The sequence below is a fragment of the Serratia sp. AR11 genome, assembly GCF_056376275.1.
The window spans coordinates 4,005,076-4,023,174 of record NZ_CM150739.1; the positions used below are offsets into that span (position 1 = coordinate 4,005,076).

Annotated in this window: 16 protein-coding genes; 7 read left to right on the forward strand and 9 right to left on the reverse strand. The window is 55.2% G+C overall.

The features are described from left to right. Nucleotides 1–37 precede the first annotated feature (37 nt). Nucleotides 38–739, reverse strand: coding sequence for a DnaA inactivator Hda (hda, locus tag ACSOSI_RS18855; protein ID WP_026142482.1), 702 nt, complete (start codon nucleotides 737–739; stop codon nucleotides 38–40). A 227-nt stretch (nucleotides 740–966) separates the two neighbouring features. On the opposite strand from hda, the gene ACSOSI_RS18860 reads away from it, so the two are divergent. Together ACSOSI_RS18860 and ACSOSI_RS18865 are read left to right on the forward strand one after the other, a co-directional pair. After that, nucleotides 967–1,482 carry a hypothetical protein gene (locus tag ACSOSI_RS18860; RefSeq protein ID WP_012146232.1) on the forward strand — a complete coding sequence of 172 codons (516 nt, stop codon included), beginning with the start codon at nucleotides 967–969 and terminating at the stop codon, nucleotides 1,480–1,482. Nucleotides 1,483–1,511: 29 nt separating this feature from the next. Then, nucleotides 1,512–1,760, forward strand: coding sequence for a GlsB/YeaQ/YmgE family stress response membrane protein (locus ACSOSI_RS18865; protein ID WP_006316897.1), 249 nt, complete (start codon nucleotides 1,512–1,514; stop codon nucleotides 1,758–1,760). A gap of 50 nt (nucleotides 1,761–1,810) precedes the next feature. Here the strand turns inward: ACSOSI_RS18865 and uraA are convergent, their stop codons facing one another. Further along, complete coding sequence (uraA, locus tag ACSOSI_RS18870; protein WP_112362991.1) at nucleotides 1,811–3,103, reverse strand: uracil permease; 1,293 nt, start codon at nucleotides 3,101–3,103, stop codon at nucleotides 1,811–1,813. A gap of 62 nt (nucleotides 3,104–3,165) precedes the next feature. Then, a complete protein-coding gene (gene upp, locus ACSOSI_RS18875; protein ID WP_017893631.1) occupies nucleotides 3,166–3,792 on the reverse strand; it encodes a uracil phosphoribosyltransferase in 627 nt (208 codons plus the stop codon). A 255-nt stretch (nucleotides 3,793–4,047) separates the two neighbouring features. Between upp and purM the strand changes: the two genes are divergently transcribed. Together purM and purN are read left to right on the forward strand one after the other, a co-directional pair. Continuing rightward, nucleotides 4,048–5,085: a phosphoribosylformylglycinamidine cyclo-ligase gene (gene purM / locus ACSOSI_RS18880; RefSeq protein WP_115184932.1), complete on the forward strand. Its 1,038-nt coding sequence runs from the start codon at nucleotides 4,048–4,050 to the stop codon at nucleotides 5,083–5,085. Further along, nucleotides 5,085–5,723 carry a phosphoribosylglycinamide formyltransferase gene (gene purN, locus ACSOSI_RS18885; RefSeq protein WP_017893633.1) on the forward strand — a complete coding sequence of 213 codons (639 nt, stop codon included), beginning with the start codon at nucleotides 5,085–5,087 and terminating at the stop codon, nucleotides 5,721–5,723. Before purM ends, purN begins: the two co-directional genes overlap by 1 nt. 50 nt (nucleotides 5,724–5,773) lie before the next feature. Here the strand turns inward: purN and ACSOSI_RS18890 are convergent, their stop codons facing one another. After that, nucleotides 5,774–6,043 (reverse strand): type II toxin-antitoxin system RelE/ParE family toxin, encoded by a 270-nt coding sequence (locus ACSOSI_RS18890; RefSeq protein ID WP_476705941.1) that lies wholly within the window; start codon nucleotides 6,041–6,043, stop codon nucleotides 5,774–5,776. Between the two features lie 3 nt (nucleotides 6,044–6,046). Beyond that, nucleotides 6,047–6,241, reverse strand: coding sequence for a type II toxin-antitoxin system RelB family antitoxin (gene relB, locus ACSOSI_RS18895; protein ID WP_012146238.1), 195 nt, complete (start codon nucleotides 6,239–6,241; stop codon nucleotides 6,047–6,049). Nucleotides 6,242–6,385: 144 nt separating this feature from the next. On the opposite strand from relB, the gene speG reads away from it, so the two are divergent. Beyond that, nucleotides 6,386–6,940 carry a spermidine N1-acetyltransferase gene (gene speG / locus ACSOSI_RS18900; RefSeq protein WP_012146239.1) on the forward strand — a complete coding sequence of 185 codons (555 nt, stop codon included), beginning with the start codon at nucleotides 6,386–6,388 and terminating at the stop codon, nucleotides 6,938–6,940. 78 nt (nucleotides 6,941–7,018) lie between these two features. On the opposite strand, the gene pstB is transcribed toward speG, so the two are convergent. From pstB to ACSOSI_RS18915, 3 genes are read right to left on the reverse strand one after another with little or no spacing between them, the layout of a single operon-like run. Beyond that, entirely contained in the window at nucleotides 7,019–7,831 is an 813-nt protein-coding gene (pstB, locus tag ACSOSI_RS18905) for a phosphate ABC transporter ATP-binding protein PstB (RefSeq protein WP_012146247.1), read from the reverse strand. 28 nt (nucleotides 7,832–7,859) lie between these two features. Further along, complete coding sequence (gene pstA, locus ACSOSI_RS18910; RefSeq protein WP_115184052.1) at nucleotides 7,860–9,512, reverse strand: phosphate ABC transporter permease PstA; 1,653 nt, start codon at nucleotides 9,510–9,512, stop codon at nucleotides 7,860–7,862. Then, nucleotides 9,509–11,683, reverse strand: coding sequence for an ABC transporter permease subunit (locus ACSOSI_RS18915; RefSeq protein ID WP_476705942.1), 2,175 nt, complete (start codon nucleotides 11,681–11,683; stop codon nucleotides 9,509–9,511). Before ACSOSI_RS18915 ends, pstA begins: the two co-directional genes overlap by 4 nt. Nucleotides 11,684–12,077: 394 nt before the next feature. Between ACSOSI_RS18915 and ppk1 the strand changes: the two genes are divergently transcribed. After that, the gene (gene ppk1, locus ACSOSI_RS18920) at nucleotides 12,078–14,141 is read left to right on the forward strand and encodes a polyphosphate kinase 1 (RefSeq protein WP_012146250.1); all 2,064 of its coding nucleotides are present in this window, start codon (nucleotides 12,078–12,080) and stop codon (nucleotides 14,139–14,141) included. 10 nt (nucleotides 14,142–14,151) lie between these two features. Beyond that, nucleotides 14,152–15,702 carry an exopolyphosphatase gene (gene ppx / locus ACSOSI_RS18925; RefSeq protein WP_012146251.1) on the forward strand — a complete coding sequence of 517 codons (1,551 nt, stop codon included), beginning with the start codon at nucleotides 14,152–14,154 and terminating at the stop codon, nucleotides 15,700–15,702. Between the two features lie 33 nt (nucleotides 15,703–15,735). Here ppx and ACSOSI_RS18930 read toward each other — a convergent pair whose 3' ends face one another. Continuing rightward, nucleotides 15,736–17,955, reverse strand: coding sequence for a GGDEF domain-containing phosphodiesterase (locus ACSOSI_RS18930; protein WP_476705943.1), 2,220 nt, complete (start codon nucleotides 17,953–17,955; stop codon nucleotides 15,736–15,738). Nucleotides 17,956–18,099 lie beyond the last annotated feature (144 nt).

An 18,099-nucleotide genomic window follows, 5' to 3' on the forward strand; every position in this document is an offset into this window, starting at 1 on the left:
ACTGATTATGGTGCCCAAAATTTTCGAAGTGAAGCTGTTATAGCCCCAGGATCTCTTTTACAAACGGGATGGTCAGCTTGCGCTGGGCGGTGATAGAGGCGTGATCGAGTTGATCCAGCGTCATAAACAACGTGCGCATTTCGCGATCCAGGCGTTTGAGCAGGAAACGCCCCACGTCCTCCGGTAATTCAAAACCGCGCAGTTTGCCACGCAGTTGCAGCGCCAGCAGTTTCTCTTCATCCGAAAGCGGCTGTAACTTGTAGATTTGCCCCCAGTCCAGGCGTGAAGCCAGATCGGGCAAATGGAGATTCAATTGGCGTGGCGGGCGATCGCCGGTAATAAACAGGCGCGTACGGCCGGTTTCCAGAATGCGGTTGTAGAGATTGAAGATGGCCATTTCCCACTCTTCGTCACCGGCAATGCATTCGATATTATCGATACACACCAGGGCCAGCTGCTCCATGCCATCCAATACTTCAGGCACGAAATAGGCTCGCTTATCCAGTGGCACATAGCCTACGGCCTCGCCACGCAGCGAAAGCTCCGCGCAGGACGCATGCAACAGGTGGCTGCGCCCACCGCCCTCGCGTGACCAGAAATAGATATAGCTGCCATGTTCCTGACGAACGGCAGACTGGATCGCGCTCAATAGGGATGGGTTCTCCCCCGGATAAAAACTGGCAAAAGTTTCATCATCGGGAAGATAAAGTGGCAGTGAAAGCTGTGCCGGCGTATTCAGAAAAGCACCTCAACCAAAACTGGCAGGAAAACGCGGTAAGTCTACCACAGAAAGCTGGCTCTGTTGAACCGGCAGGATTTTATGCCGTAATAGTGAGCAAAGGCGCCTGGGAAAGCCAAGTTCCCCAAGGGGGCATGGGTAAAATTTGTATTTTATCCAAGACTTATCCTAGTATAGAAAGGCGAAACGCAGTTACCATAAACAAGGTTTCTACAAGGATATAGACGATGAAAGTATGGAATAAAGTGCTTTTGGCTTCACTCATTGGGCTAGTGCTTGCCGGTTGTGATGACTCATCCAAGGTCGACGCCAATCTTGAAAAAGCCAAAGACAGCGCAGAGCAAATGAAAGACGCCGCCCAGAAAAAAGCGGACGATCTGACTGATAAAGCCGCAGCCGTGGCCAAGGACATCAAGAAAGAGGCTACCACTCAGGCGGACCAGCTTAAAGACAAGGCCTCGGCGATTAAAGACGATGCCAGCAAGCAGGCGGATGCCATCACCAATGATGCCAAAGCCAAGGCTGATGCCATCAAAGACGACGCCAGCAAACAAAGCCAGCAGTTGGTCGATCAGGCCAAAGCCATTAAGAACGACGCCATTAATGGTGCCAACGACCTGACCGAACAGGCGAAAGCGAAAACCGAAGCGATTAAAAATAGCGCTGAGAATAAAGCAGAAGAATTAAAAAGTGATGCCGACGCTGCAGGAGCAAACAGTACTCAGCCGGCGACACAACAATAATTAGTTGATATCAAAGAAAGGAGCAGTCAATGGGAATTATTTCCTGGATCATCTTCGGCCTGATCGCCGGTATTTTAGCCAAGTGGATCATGCCGGGCAAAGACGGTGGCGGTTTTATCCTGACCATAGTGTTGGGTATTGTCGGCGCCGTGGTTGGGGGCTATATCAGCACCTTCTTTGGCTACGGCAGAGTGGACGGTTTCAACTTCGGCAGCTTCGTGGTGGCAGTGATTGGTGCCATCGTGGTGCTGTTTGTTTACCGTAAAATCCGCAGCTAATTCCTGGCACATTAATAAAACGGGCAGCTCATGGGCTGCCCGTTTTTTATTCATTTTTTCTGTTCGGTGGTTTCATCCGGCTCTTCGAGCACGACCTCTTCCTTGCGGTACAGGCTGATCACCTTAAACAGCAGGCTGAGACCGATGCCAACAATGGTCGCCAACGCCATACCTTTCAGCTCGGCGGCTCCGATATGCACCTTGGCCCCGCTGACGCCGATAATCAGGATCACCGAAGTCAGGATCAGGTTCTGTGCCTTGTTGTAATCCACCTTGGATTCAATCAGCACGCGAATACCGGACGCGCCGATCACCCCGTACAGCAGCAGAGATACACCGCCCATTACCGGCACTGGCACCGCCTGAATGGCCGCCGCCAACTTACCAACGCAGGATAGCAGGATCGCCAGAACCGCCGCGCCACCAATCACCCAGGTGCTGTAAACCTTGGTGATGGCCATCACGCCGATATTCTCACCGTAGGTGGTGTTGGGCGTTGATCCGAAGAAGCCGGAGATGACCGTCGAGATGCCGTTGGCAAACATGGAACGGTGCAAACCAGGGTCACGCAGCAGGTCTTTTTTCACGATATTGGCCGTCACCACCAGATGGCCGACGTGCTCGGCGATCACCACCAGCGCCGCGGGCAGGATGGTAAAGATGGCAAACCATTCAAAACGTGGCGTGTAGAAAGTCGGCAGTGCAAACCAGTGCGCTTCGCGGATCGGGGTTAAATCCACCACGCCCATAAAGAACGACAGCGCATAGCCCACCAGCACGCCAATCAATATCGGGATAATTGCCAGAAAACCGCGGAACAGCACTGAGCCGAGGATCGTCACGCCCAGCGTCACCAGGGAAATGGTTACGGTCGTGGTATCCGCGCTGACGCCGTCGGCTGGCAGCAGGCCCGCCATATTGGCCGCCACGCCCGCCAATTCCAGACCTATAACCGCGACAATCGCCCCCATCGCCGCCGGCGGGAATATCACGTCCAGCCAGCCGGTACCGGCTTTTTTGACCAGCAGCCCCACCAGGCAGAACAGCACCCCACACATGATAAACCCGCCCAACGCCACTTCATAACCCAATGGCAGCAGCAACAGTACCGGGGAGATAAAGGCAAAGCTGGAACCGAGATAGGCTGGGATCTTGCCCTTGCAGATAAACAGATACAGCAGCGTGCCGATGCCGTTAAACAGCAACACCGTCGCCGGGTTAATCTTGAACAGGATTGGCACCAGCACGGTTGCACCAAACATGGCGAACAGATGCTGGAAGCTGAGCGGAATGGTCTGCAGTAGCGGCGGGCGTTCACTGACGCCGATGACGCGACGTGTCATGGGGTTTTTCCTCTAATTATTTTCCGGTCAAAAAAAAGCCGACTCATCGTCGGCTTCAATTTTTATTTGGTACCAAATATCTTATCGCCCGCATCACCCAGGCCCGGCACGATGTAGCCCTTGTCATTCAGGCATTGATCGATAGAAGCGGTGTAGAGTTCGACGTCCGGGTGCGCTTTCTCCAGCGCAGCGATACCTTCCGGTGCCGCGACCAGTACCAGCACCTTGATGCTGTTGCAGCCGGCTTTCTTCAGCAGATCGATAGTGGCGATCATCGAGCCACCGGTCGCCAGCATCGGGTCAACCACCAGCGCCAGACGCTCTTCGATGTTGGAAACCAGCTTTTGGAAATAAGGTACCGGCTCCAGGGTTTCTTCGTCACGGTAAACGCCCACTACGCTGATGCGCGCGCTAGGAACGTTTTCCAATACTCCTTCCATCATGCCCAGACCGGCACGCAGGATAGGTACGACGGTAATTTTTTTCCCTTTAATCTGGTCAATTTCAACCGGACCACACCAGCCATCGATGGTCACTTTCTCCGTTTCCAGATCGGCGGTCGCTTCATAGGTCAGCAAACTACCCACTTCCGAAGCCAGCTCACGGAAGCGTTTGGTGCTGATGTCATTTTCACGCATCAGACCAAGCTTGTGTTTCACCAGCGGGTGTTTCACCTCAACGATCTTCATCATTTTTCTCCTATTAAGGTGGTTGACGGCCAAAAAAATCGCCGGATTATACCTCCTTTTGCCGACTGCGCCACCCACAATAGCCCGATCGGGATCAACAAAAGATTGAATAACAGTATAGATGACGAAAAATCGGAGCTGGTTCACAAGCCACTCGCAAACGTTTGCCTGCGCTGTTAGAATTGCCGCGCCTTAGTCCGGAATCAATGCCGGATGCACAGTTTTCAAACCGCAAACCGTCGTGGGGATCGCGCAGTGACCGACAAAACCTCTCTCAGCTATAAAGACGCAGGTGTCGATATCGATGCTGGCAATGCATTGGTAGACCGCATCAAAGGTGTAGTTAAACAGACCCGCCGCCCTGAAGTCATGGGTGGTCTGGGCGGTTTTGGCGCCCTGTGTGCGTTGCCGCAGAAATACCGCGAGCCGATACTGGTTTCCGGTACCGACGGCGTAGGCACCAAGCTGCGTCTGGCGATGGACCTGAAACGACACGACACCATCGGCATCGATCTGGTTGCAATGTGTGTGAACGATTTGGTGGTACAGGGCGCTGAGCCGCTGTTCTTCCTGGATTACTTCGCGACCGGCAAGCTGGACGTGGACACCGCGGCCAGCGTGATCACCGGTATCGCCGAGGGCTGTAAGCAGTCCGGTTGTGCGCTGGTGGGCGGTGAAACCGCCGAAATGCCAGGCATGTATCATGGCGAAGATTACGACGTGGCCGGCTTTTGCGTCGGCGTGGTCGAGAAATCCGAAATCATCGACGGCAGCAAGGTGCAGTCCGGCGATGCCCTGATCGCCCTCGGCGCTTCCGGCCCGCACTCCAACGGCTACTCGCTGGTGCGCAAAATTCTGGAAGTCAGCAACACCGACCCAACCACTACAGTTCTGGAAGGCCAACCACTGGCTGACCATCTGCTGGCACCAACCAAAATTTATGTGAAATCCGTGCTGGAGCTGATCGAAAAAATCGACGTGCACGCTATCGCTCACCTGACCGGCGGCGGCTTCTGGGAAAACATCCCACGCGTACTGCCGGAAGGCATGCAGGCGGTGATCGACGAATCCAGCTGGCAGTGGCCGGCCGTCTTCAACTGGCTGCAGCAAACCGGTAACGTCAGCCGTCACGAAATGTACCGCACCTTTAACTGTGGCGTGGGCATGGTGATCGCTCTGCCGGAAGAATCGGTTGAATCCGCCATCGCATTGTTGACCGCAGCCGGTGAAAAAGCGTGGAAGATCGGTAAACTGACCGCTTCTTCTGACGAACAACAAGTGGTCATCAACTGATGAAAAAGATCGTGGTGTTGGTCTCCGGCCAGGGGAGTAATCTCCAGGCGCTGATTGATGCCTGCCAGCAGGGCCGGATTGCCGCCGAAATTGTGGCGGTATTCAGCAACCGGGCGCAGGCTTATGGCCTGCAACGTGCGCAAGCGGCAGACATTGCCGCCCATGCGCTGGATGCCAAGGCCTATGCCGACCGTGCGGCGTTTGACGTCGCGCTGGCAGAAGCCATTGACCAGTATCAACCGGATTTGGTGGTGCTGGCGGGTTATATGCGTATTCTCAGCCCGCAGTTCGTGCAGCACTTTGCCGGACGCATGCTGAACATTCACCCTTCCCTGCTACCAAAATACCCTGGGTTGCACACCCACCGGCAAGCCATCGACAACGGTGACAGCGAACACGGCACCTCGGTGCACTTCGTGACCGAACAGCTCGACGGCGGCCCAGTGATTTTGCAAGCCAAGGTGCCGATCTTCCCCGGTGACGAGGAGGATGAGGTAGTCGAGCGAGTGCAAACACAGGAACACCTGATTTACCCGCTGGTGGTGAACTGGTTTGTCGAAGGTCGGTTGGCGATGCGTGATGACGCGGCCTGGCTCGATGGCAAGCGCCTGCCCGAACAAGGGCATGCGGCGGACTAAAATGCATCTTGAGTTTCTTCAAACCCTGGCTTTCAGCCGGGGTTTTTTATTCACGGATATTCCCGCTTGGCGTGAATAACACTAAGAACTTCTATATGCCCGATGATTCTATAAACAATCAGGTAGTTGGGATGGACGACAATTTCACGCGTATTATCTACCCTACCCAAACGATGCATTAAGGGGTTTAACGGCAGAGAAAGGACTACCGCCTCGATTTTGCGATGCAATCTTCGCGCCGCCTGCGGATTTCTGTCATCGATATAATCAATAATGCTCCATAGCTCTTCCTGAGCTTCACTGCTCCATTCTATCCGCATTGATCATCCCATTTTGCGCAATTTTTTCTTTGCTGCTAAACGAGCTTGCAGTTCAGTCATCACCTGTTCGTGCGGAATTCTTGGCTGCTCACTGTTAATGGCTGATTCAACCTTGGCCCGATACCACCGATCGTAGCTCTCTGTTTGTTCGGCCGAACCCAGCACCGGCAAGGTAGAAAGTGGAGGTTTTATCGCCATGGAATACGTCCTCTCTGAGTTGTCTATATTTCAGGCAGTATAACGGCTTTGTTTACGAAAAAATACGCGACTCAGGCCTTCATCCTGACCATAATGTATTGTGCAGTATTATCATTGGTACCCTCCACGACATAAGGAACCCCCATGTCCAGCCCTACCAACGTCAAGCTACGCCCACTGGAACGGGATGATTTGACGTTCGTCCACCAGATGGACAACAACGCCAGCGTGATGCGCTATTGGTTCGAAGAACCTTACGAAGCCTTTGTTGAGCTTTCCGACCTGTACGACAAGCACATCCACGACCAGAGCGAACGCCGCTTTATTATCGAACACCAGGGCGCCAAAGTCGGGCTGGTGGAACTGGTGGAGATCGACCACATCCACCGCCGCGCGGAATTCCAGATCATTATTGATCCGACTCATCAGGGTAAAGGTTACGCCACTATCGCCGCCAAGCTGGCGATGGATTACGGTTTCTCGGTGCTGAACCTGTACAAGCTGTACCTGATCGTCGACAAAGAGAACCCGAAGGCGATCCACATTTACAGCAAGCTGGGCTTCGAGGTAGAAGGTGAGCTGATTGACGAATTCTTCGTTAACGGTGAATACCGCACCGTGCTGCGCATGTGCATCTTCCAGCCGCAGTACATGGCAAAATTCAAAACCGCTGCCAGCGATAAACCTCTGGTGAAGTAAGCAAAAAACCCGCGAAAGCGGGTTTTCAACTGAATTAAGGCCTGGAGGTTATTTCACCGGCAGAAAGCGCTAACTCCCTTAACCATAGCGCCCGGTAATATAATCCTCGGTACGGCGCTGGCGCGGCGAGGTAAAGATATCGTCGGTATCGTTGTATTCCACCAATCGGCCCTGATGAATAAACGCCGTGTAATCGGATACTCTCGCCGCCTGCTGCATGTTATGCGTCACCAGCACCACGCTGTAGTGCTGTTTTAGCGCGGAAATCAGCTCTTCGATGGTTAGCGTAGAGATCGGATCCAGCGCCGAGGTCGGTTCATCGAGCAGCAGCACTTCCGGTTCGATGGCAATCGCCCGCGCAATCACCAACCTTTGCTGTTGGCCGCTGGAAAGGCGAAACGCGTTCTCGCGCAGCCGGTCTTTTACCTCGTGCCACAGCGCCGCGGCACGCAGCGAACGTTCCACCGCCTCATCCAGGATGCGTCGATCGCGCACGCCCTGCAGCCGCAGGCCGTAAACCACGTTTTCATAAATCGACTTCGGGAAGGGATTCGGGCGCTGGAACACCATGCCGACCCGCCGCCTCAGTGCCGCAACGTCGATCTGCGTTCCCGAGATGCCCTGGCCGTTAAGTTGTAGTTCGCCTTCAATCCGGCAGTTGTCCACCAAATCATTCATGCGGTTGAAACAACGCAGCAGCGTCGATTTACCGCAGCCGGAGGGGCCGATCAGCGCCGTCACCCGGTGTTTCGGGATACGCAGTGAAATATCGTGCAGTACCTGCTTCTCACCATAAAACAACTTGAGATCCTTTACCGCCAACGCGGTATCTTCATCATCAAGATGCTGGACATCCAGCCGGGGCAAGCTGCCTGGCGTCATCAAACCCATTGGGCACTCTCCAGCAATAGCTTCATTGTTACTGCGACCATGCTTTATACCGCTCCCTTAGCGAATGTCGGATGCCCATCGCCGCCAGATTCAACCCCACCACGATCGCCACCAACAGGAAGGCGGTGGCAAACACCAGCGGCCGGGCGGCTTCTACGCTCGGACTCTGGAAGGCCATATCGTAAATCTGGAAGCTCAGGTGCATAAACTTCCGCTCCAGATGCAGATACGGGAAAATATCATCCACCGGCAACACCGGCACGGATTTCACCACGCCCACCAGCATCAGCGGTGCGGTCTCTCCAGCGGCGCGCGCTACCGCCAGGATCAGGCCAGTCATCATCGCGGGTGCTGCCATTGGCAGAACAATGCGCCACAGCGTTTCCGCCCGGCTGGCACCTAATGCCAGCGATCCCTGACGCAATGAGGCAGGAATGCGTGACAACCCTTCTTCGGTGGCGACAATCACCACCGGCAAGGTCAGCAGCGCCAGCGTCAATGCCGCCCACAGCACGCCCGGCGTGCCAAAGGTCGGGTTGGGCAGCGACTCAGGGAAGAACAGTTGATCGAGCGTGCCGCCAATCATATAAACAAAGAAGCCCAGACCAAATACCCCATAGACAATCGAGGGTACGCCAGCCAGATTCACCACCGCAATACGGATCAGCCGTGTCAGCAAATTATTACCGGCGTACTCGTGCAGATAAACCGCGGCAATGACGCCGAACGGCATCACCACAATCGACATCAGGATCACCATCAACACCGTGCCAAAAATGGCCGGGAATACGCCGCCTTCGGTATTGGCCTCACGTGGGCTGTCAGTAAGGAATTTCTTGACCTGCTCGCCCCAGTGCACCAGCTTCTGGGTGGTATTCATCGCATTGGGATACCAGGCATCGCGCACCTGGCTAAGCGCAATAGTATGAACCTGGCCGTGCATATCACGCAGCAGCAGCGCATCACGGTGACGATCGCGGTTCAAGCCTTCCAGTCGGTCAGACAACAACCGATACTGACGTTGCAGTTCCAGTCTCTCAGCGTTGATGGACGCCTGCGCACGGGCGTCGAGCTTGTCGTCATGCTGCAGGCTTTTCTCCCGCAGGCGCAGCGCATCAAACCGTTGGTTGATACGCGCCATATCGCGGAACTGAATATCATGCGCCTGACGGGAAAGCGCGGCAATTTGCGGCAAACGCTGCAACAGCGCCTGGCTGAGATTACGCCCGGTCAACGGCTGGCCGTCCTCCAGCATGCCCGCCAGATAACCATAAGCGGTGCCATTACTGTTGCGCTCCAGTACCAGCAAATTGCGCGGCGTACTCTTGCGAAGAATGTCACCGGCCAGCAGCGTACGGAAGTCCTGCCCTTCGCTGTCACGATTACCCACTTTGATCAGATAGCGCTCAAAACTCTGCGCATCTCCTGGCGGCAAGGCAATCCCGGACTCCTGCAATTGACGGCGCGGAATGCTCTGCTGTTGGTACAGTTCGCCAATCATGGTCACCGATCCTGCGGCGCTCTGATTGAGTTCAAACTGGTAGACCGGGCTGGGCCAGAAATAGCGCATCCCCTGCCCGGCCAGCAGCAGCATAATGCCGATCAACGCCAGCAGGCTGACGGCCACCGATCCGGCTGTCAGCCAGATCCACGGCGAGCCGCTCTTGGCCCAAAGCCTCATGGCGCCTCCTGATTCAGGGTATAGCGCTCACGCAGGCGCAGACGGATCGCTTCCGCCAGCGTGTTGAAGACAAAGGTGAAAATAAACAGCACCAGTGCGGTCAGGAACAGCACCCGATAATGGCTGCTGTCGGCCACCGCCTCCGGCATTTCGATGGCGATATTGGCCGCCAGGGCGCGCAAGCCCTGGAACAGGCTACCGTCGATCACCGGCGTGTTGCCGGTCGCCATCAGCACAATCATGGTTTCCCCCACCGCACGCCCAAAGCCGATCATCAGTGCCGAAAAAATACCGGCGCTGGCCGAAGGCAAGACAACCCGCATCACGGTTTGCCACTGGGTCGCACCCAACGCCAGCGATCCCTGGCTCAGGGTAGCCGGCACGCTGAACAAGGCGTCTTCCGCCAGTGAGAAGATGATCGGCACCAGTGCAAACCCCATTGCCACCCCCACCACCAGCGCATTGCGCTGGTCGTAATCATCGCCCAGCCAAAAATGCAGCGGCTCGCCAAACAGTTTTACCTCCAGCCACGGCCCCACGCTGAACGCCAACCAGACGGTCAGTATCATCAACGGCAGCAGGATCAGCAGATCCATGCCCGGCGGCAAGCGGCGCGGTGCCAACTTGTTCACCAGAGCGCCGCAGGCCAGCACCACTGCCGCCAACAACAGCGGCAGTGACAGCACCGCCAGCAGATAGTGTTCAATCACTGGTGCCAGCCAGATACCGGCCACCAGCCCAATCACCACCGTTGGCAGTGCACCCATCACCTCAATCGCCGGCTTGATCACCCGCCGTAGCCCGGCCGACATGAAATAGGCGGTATAAATAGCCCCGGCCAATGCCAGCGGAATGGCAAACAGCATGGCGTAAGCCGCCGCCTTAAAGGTGCCAAAAATGACCGGCATCAGGCTGAACTTGGCCTGATAGCTGTCTTCACCGGAGGTGGATTGCCAAACATAGGCGGGCTCGGGGTAATTTTCATACCACACCTTGTGCCATAGCGAGCGCCAGGTGACATCGGGATAAGGATTATCGATCGGATAATGCTGCCAACCCTGCGCCGTTTCCAGCAGCAGGCCGTCACCACGTGGAGCAAACGCCATCTGTTGCACCCCGGTGCTCAACCTGCCATTCAACAACGGCTGTGGCTGAATGCTGGAAAACAGCGAGAAGCCCCCGTCGGGCCTCAGTGTGGCGAACACCCGACGATAAGGTTCAGCCACCAGCAAATCCCGTGGTTCGGACTGATGGTCGAAATGCTGCACCGGCGTCAGTTGCCAGCGCTGCCCTTTTTCAACATCAAACCACTCACGCAGGCTGCCATCAGCCGCTTCAATCAATAAGGCGCTGCCACCGGGCAAGGCCGTCAGTTGATAAGGAGTGCGATCGCCGAGAATACGCGTTTCTTTAAGCTGTAACTGAGTGTCGTTAATTTGATAGCGCGCCAGTCGGTTACCCGACAGCAGATACAACTGACGGCCGTCCGGCGTCAGCACCAACTGTTGTACCGCGCTCTCCAGCGGGCTTTCGCTAAGCTGCGGCGCCTGGTCGCTGCCAAAACGGCCAAACACCAAACGCCGGTCTTCGGTAACCCCGGCCAGCAGATACTGCCCGTGCCGCGCTTCGGACAGTGCCAACAATGCCAGAGGCCGCCCCTGTTTATCCAGCGCCAATGGTCGTTGCCCCAGTGGGAATAGCCACTGTGGTGCAGAGGTGCTCGCAGCGGCAAAATCCGCACTGGCGATGATAAAACGACCATCGGCCTGCGCCAGAGCAAACAGGTCACGTTCCCCGGCCGCCTGGGTCAGCAACGCCGGTTTGGTCAGCAATGGCTGCTGCGTTAATGGCTTGCCGGTGCCGGCGGGCTCCTGCTGCGTCAGGGAGTAAAACTGCCCTGCACCCTGCTTATCAATGCGATAGCCGATACGCTGCTGCACATCCATACCCAGCGCCAGCGCAGGCGCGGTGGCGCTAATCGGCAACGGCTTTGCCTGCCCCATCGCCGCCGGTTTAAACAGCGGCAGCACCGCAAACAGCAGGTAAACGAAGATCAGCATTAACGTCATCAGCACCAGCAGCCCGCTGACGGTCACGGCCGCCTGCACGCTACGGTCGATGCGCGCACGCAGCCGATCCCGGGGATGTTGGTTTACCGTAGTCTGTGCCATGTCTCTCGCTGTCGCTGATGTAAGCAGGCTTGCGCCATAGAATAACCGGGCATCTTATGTCAGTTTTATGACGTTTGCATGACAAAGTTGCCCGCCGAGTCCGTCGAACTTTAGGCTACACATAAGCATTATTAATCACATATATTGCTGAAAAATGATGATAAACCCGATCACATCTATAAACACAAAGCATGAAATGCGGCATTTTATGCCAGTTGGTAATGGCACGCAGTCCCGACGCCGCAGAAAATATTTTTACGCCTTAAAATGCCTCGCGCCAGGGTAATGGATATGTTGGACTTTCCTGTCAATCTCTCGCAATAATGATGAAGGACACTGAAGCGGCATCCGGGCTGCGTCCCGGATCCTTTTCTAAAATTGAACTGGAGTGGCAATGGGTCAGGAAAAGCTCTACATCGAAAAAGAACTAAGCTGGTTATCCTTTAATGAACGCGTATTGCAGGAAGCCGCAGATAAGAGCAATCCCCTGATTGAGCGCATGCGTTTTCTGGGCATTTACTCCAATAACCTTGACGAGTTCTATAAGGTCCGCTTTGCCGATCTCAAACGACGCATTCTGATCAGCGAAGAGCAAGGCTCTGGCGGCGCTTCACGCCATCTGCTGAAAAAGATCCAGGCCAAGGTATTAAAAACCGATCAAGAATTCGACAGCCTGTATAACGATTTGCTGCTGGAAATGGCGCGTAATCAGATCTTCCTGATCAACGAACGTCAGGTGTCGGAGAACCAGCAAATTTGGCTGCGACAATACTTCAAACAGCACCTGCGTCAGCACATCACGCCCATCCTGATCAATCACGAAACCAACCTGGTGCAGTTCCTGAAAGACGATTACACCTATCTGGCGGTGGAGATTATTCGCGGCATACGCATCGATTATGCGCTGCTGGAGATCCCGTCCGATAAGGTGCCGCGCTTCGTCAACCTGCCGCCGGAAGCCCCGCGCCGTCGCAAACCGATGATCCTGCTGGACAACATTCTGCGCTACTGCCTGGACGATATTTTCAAGGGCTTCTTCGACTACGACGCGCTCAATGCCTATTCGATGAAAATGACCCGCGACGCGGAATACGATCTGGTCACTGAGATGGAATCGAGCCTGTTGGAACTGATGTCCTCCAGCCTGAAACAGCGCCTGACCGCCGAGCCGGTACGTTTTGTTTATCAGCGCGACATGCCGAATGAAATGGTGGAGTTGCTGCGCGGCAAGTTGGGTATATCCAACTATGACTCGGTGATCGCCGGCGGCCGCTATCATAACTTTAAAGACTTTATCGGCTTCCCGAACGTCGGCAAGGCCAATCTGGTCAACAAACCGCTGCCACGCCTGCGCCATACCTGGTTCGAAAAGTTCCGCAACGGTTTTGACGCCATCCGCGAACAGGACGTGCTGCTTTACTACCCATACCACACCTTTGAACACGTGCTGGAACTGGTGCGTCAGGCGTCATTTGACCCCAGTGTGCTGGCGATAAAAATCAATATTTACCGCGTGGCGAAAGACTCACGTATTATCGAATCGATGATCCACGCCGCCCACAACGGCAAGAAAGTCACGGTGGTGGTAGAGCTGCAGGCACGTTTTGATGAAGAGGCCAACATCCACTGGGCCAAGCGCCTGACGGAAGCCGGCGTGCACGTAATCTTCTCAGCTCCAGGCCTGAAAATCCACGCCAAACTGTTCCTGATCTCACGCCGTGAAGGCGACGAGATTGTGCGCTATGCTCATATCGGTACCGGCAACTTTAACGAGAAAACCGCGCGTATTTATACCGACTATTCATTGCTGACCGCCGACTCACGCATCACCAACGAAGTGCGTCGGGTGTTTAACTTTATCGAAAACCCGTACCGGCCGGTCACCTTCGACAACCTGATGGTGTCGCCGCAGAACTCGCGCCTGAAGCTGTATGAGTTAATCGACCGGGAAATTGCCAATGCCGAGGCCGGGCTTCCCGCCGGCATTATGCTGAAAATCAACAATCTGGTGGATAAAGGGCTGGTAGATCGGTTATATACCGCATCCGGCGCCGGTGTAAAAATCCGCCTGTTGGTGCGAGGTATGTGTTCTTTGATTCCCAACCTGCCGGGGATCAGTGACAATATTCAAGTAATCAGCATCGTCGACCGCTATCTGGAACACGACCGGGTTTACGTTTTCGAAAACAAAGGTGACAAACTGGTTTATCTGTCCTCTGCCGACTGGATGACCCGTAACATAGATTACCGCATCGAAGTCGCGGTCTCGCTGCTGGATCCAACGCTGAAACAACGAGTTCTGGATATTCTGGAAATCCTGTTCAGCGACACGGTCAAGGCACGTTACCTCGATAAAGAACTGAGCAACCAGTACGTACCGCGCGGCAACCGCCGTAAAGTCCGTTCTCAGGTTGCCATTTACGAGTATTTAAAAGCTCTGGAACAACCAGGACAGTAGGCCAGCAACTATGCCGCTAAAAAGCACTGCAACAAATAAACCGCAGGAAATTGCTGCCATCGACCTCGGGTCGAACAGCTTCCATATGGTGATTGCCCGCGTCGTCAACGGCGCTTTACAGGTATTGGGCCGTTTAAAACAACGGGTCCACCTCGCCGATGGATTGGACAGCAACAATGTGCTCAGTGAAGAGGCAATAGAACGTGGACTGGCCTGCCTGGCGCTGTTTGCCGAACGGCTGCAGGGCTTCCCGGCGGATAACGTCACCATCGTCGGTACTCATACCCTGCGTCAGGCCGTTAACGCGGAAGTGTTTCTCAAACGTGCAGCTAAAGTGATCCCCTACCCGATTGAAATCATCGCCGGACAGGAAGAAGCGCGTCTGATCTTTATGGGTGTGGAGCACACCCAGCCGGAAAAAGGCCGCAAGCTGGTGATCGATATCGGCGGTGGTTCTACTGAGCTGGTGATCGGTGAAGACTTTGAGCCGCTGCTGGCGGAAAGCCGCCGTATGGGCTGCGTCAGTTTCGCCCAGCAGTTTTTCCCAGGCGGTGAAATCAGTAAAAACAATTTCAAGCGTGCGCGCCTGGCAGCGGCACAGAAGCTGGAAACCCTGGCCTGGCAGTACCGTATTCAGGGTTGGCAGTATGCTCTGGGCGCGTCCGGTACCATCAAGGCCGCACACGAAGTGCTGGTGGCGATGGGCGAAAAAGACGGCCTGATCACCCTGGAACGGCTGGAGATGCTGACGGAGCAGGTGTTGCAGTTTAAAAGCTTCAGCTCCCTGAGCCTGCCGGGGCTGTCGGAAGACCGTCAGTCGGTGTTTGTACCGGGTCTGGCTATCCTGTGCGGCGTGTTCGACGCGTTGGCAATCCGCGACCTGCGTCTTTCTGACGGCGCACTGCGCGAAGGCGTACTGTACGAAATGGAGGGCCGTTTCCGCCATCAGGATATCCGCAGCCGTACCGCCAAAAGCCTGGCCGATCACTACAATATCGACCGTGAGCAGGCCAAGCGGGTGCTGGACACCACCGAACTGCTGTACGCCCAATGGATGGCGCAAAACACCAAGCTGGCAAATCCGCAGTTGGAAGCGCTGTTGAAATGGGCCGCCATGTTGCATGAGGTGGGGCTGAGCATCAACCACAGCGGCATGCATCGCCACTCGGCCTATATTCTGCAAAACACCAACCTGCCCGGCTTTAATCAGGAACAGCAGTTGCTGCTGGCGGCGCTGGTGCGTTTCCACCGTAAGGGTATCAAGCTGGAAGAACTGCCGCGGCTGAACCTGTTCAAGAAAAAGCATTACCTGCCGCTGATCCAACTGCTGCGTTTGAGCACCCTGCTCAATAACCAGCGTCAGTCGACCACCACCCCCGAGACGCTGCGCCTGAGTACTGACGATAATCACTGGACGCTGCGTTTCCCGGCCGGTTATCTGGCGTTAAACAACCTGGTACAACTGGATCTTGAACGTGAGCAGGCCTACTGGAATGACGTCGTCGGCTGGAAGCTGATTTGCGAAGAAGAAGAGACCCAAAACGAGCAACGTACTGCCTGAGTCTTTCGCCCCCTGCCTGCCGGGGGGCAACACTCAACGCGGTGTCGGTAACAGCGCCAGCAAGGGTTGTGGCTCGCCAATGAAGTAGCCCTGCATATAGTCCACGCCAACCCCTTTCAGCGCGACCAACTGCTCCATGCTTTCCACATATTCAGCCACTATCGCCAGCCGTTTCATGCGCGCAACCTTGCAGATAGACGTAATGACCTGGAAATCCACCGGATTGGTCAGCATGTCACGCACGAAACTGCCGTCGATTTTCAACATGTCGACCGGCAGCATCTTCAGCCGATCGTAGCTGGCATAGCCGGTGCCGAAGTCATCCAGCGCAATGCGACACCCCATCTCACGCAGTGCCTGCAAGTTGGCCCCGGCATAGGCCGTATCCTGCAACAGATGCGATTCGGTCACTTCCAGCGTCAATTGATAGGGCTCAATCTGGTACTGCTCCAGCAGGCTGTTGACATCGTGGCGCAGCATAGGCCGGCACAGCGAAGAAGGTGACAGATTAACCGCGAAACGCGCACTGGGCAGTTCGGCACGGTACTGATCCATAAATTTCAGCGTATTGCGCAACACCCACAGGTCCAGCCGATACGCCAGACCGAACTCATGTGCCACCGGCAGAAAATCATTAGGCGATATGATCTCTCCGCACACGTCACGCATGCGCAGCAGAATTTCATGATATCGGTCACCGCGCAGGCCCACGATCGGCTGCGCCATCAGAATGAACCCATCGTTATCCAACGCATGCTGTACACCATGCAGTAACTCGACTTTGCGCTTAATTTCTTCCTGCACCCATTGTCCGCCGTTTTGCACGCTCTCCGGTTTGCCGCTGGTCAACGATACTTCCGCCAACGAGCTAAGTTCCCCCAGCAGAAGGTAGAGATGTTCGAAATCCGCATTCACGCTGCAATAACCTAACCCCAGCGGCGGATGGAGCGGCAACCCGTTCCATATCAGACGGAATTTCTCCAGCGCGTGGTAGATCTGCAAAACCTTTTCTTCGCTGTCTTCGCCATCCACCCGCAGCAACAGATCATAACCCGGCAGATGATATACGCCCTCACCGGGTGCCAATACCTGATGCAGCAGCGCCGCCAACTGCTGTTTGAAACGAATGCGCAATTGCATACCGTAGTTGCGGCTCAGCAAATCCAGCTCGCTAACGCGCAGGAAACACAACGTTGAGGGTAATGACAAGGTCAGATCGCGCTTGAGGGCGCGCAGGTTAGGCAAGCCAATCACCGGATCTTGCAGCGCAGCGCTTTGCGCCCTGGCATGACTTAATCGCTGGCGGGTATTGAGCGCCGACATCAGGTAAATACACAGGGTAAACACCACCATCATCGAAGAGATGACTGCCAGGTTATGCAATAAATTGTCGCGCTGCGCATAGCCGGGATAATGGAAAAACAGCACCAGCAGCGAAGAAGACCAGATAATGCAGTTGAATTGGTAGCCAAAGCGCATCGCGCCATACAGCATCACCGGCAGCAACAGGATCAGGCCATAGCCCCCCAGCAGCAGAGGATTGGAATTTTTGGCGTAGTAAGACAGCAAGGCCACCATGCTGACCAGCACCAGCAACCACAGAGACAACTCTTTTTTATCGGCCTGGGGAGCCATTTCACGGCCAAAACGTCGCCACAGCGTCAGTGCGAACCTGGGCTTGTTCAATAGACGCAACATAAAGTAGAACAGCGGCATAGCGGACAGGCAACCCAGCAGCAGCGCCTGAAAATTGACCAGGGCCAACAAATAATCACTATTACCGGGCATCATCCCCAGTTCGTCAGGCAATTGGGCCAGAGCGACCAGCAGTTTCAGGCCGAAGACAAACAGCAACGCCGGCAGCACCACCAACCAGATCAACCTCGCTTTGACCAATGTCGGTACGCCGGGAGCCGCACACCAACGACGCTGAGTCTGGCTGCGATAGCCCAACCAGCACAGGATCAGACAAAGCAGATACAACGAGGTGACCAATATGCCGCTCTCCAGCCCCAGTCGGCTCGCGTATCGCACCATGATGGCAAGGGTAATGCCCGGCAGCGCCCGCCAGTCGTAGACCATCAACAACGCAATGCAGGCTGCCAGTGGCAGATAGAGCAGATAGACTTTGCCCTCTGGCAACATAATGCGCGGCGACAACCAACCGGCGAACGGGATCAACAACAAGCCCCAGATGAGGGGATAACCCCACCAGCGCTCGCGTAAATGCTTCCAGAATATTGGCTTAACCATAAAAATAACGAGTCCGTCAGAGCGCAATTCCATTCGCGCGTTCAGGTAATAAGGCAGGTTCCTTTACGTACCTCTATCCATTCATGAGGCAAAGTGAAAGTAACATATGCGACAGGAGAATGGAGTGGAATTTTATGCGGCAGG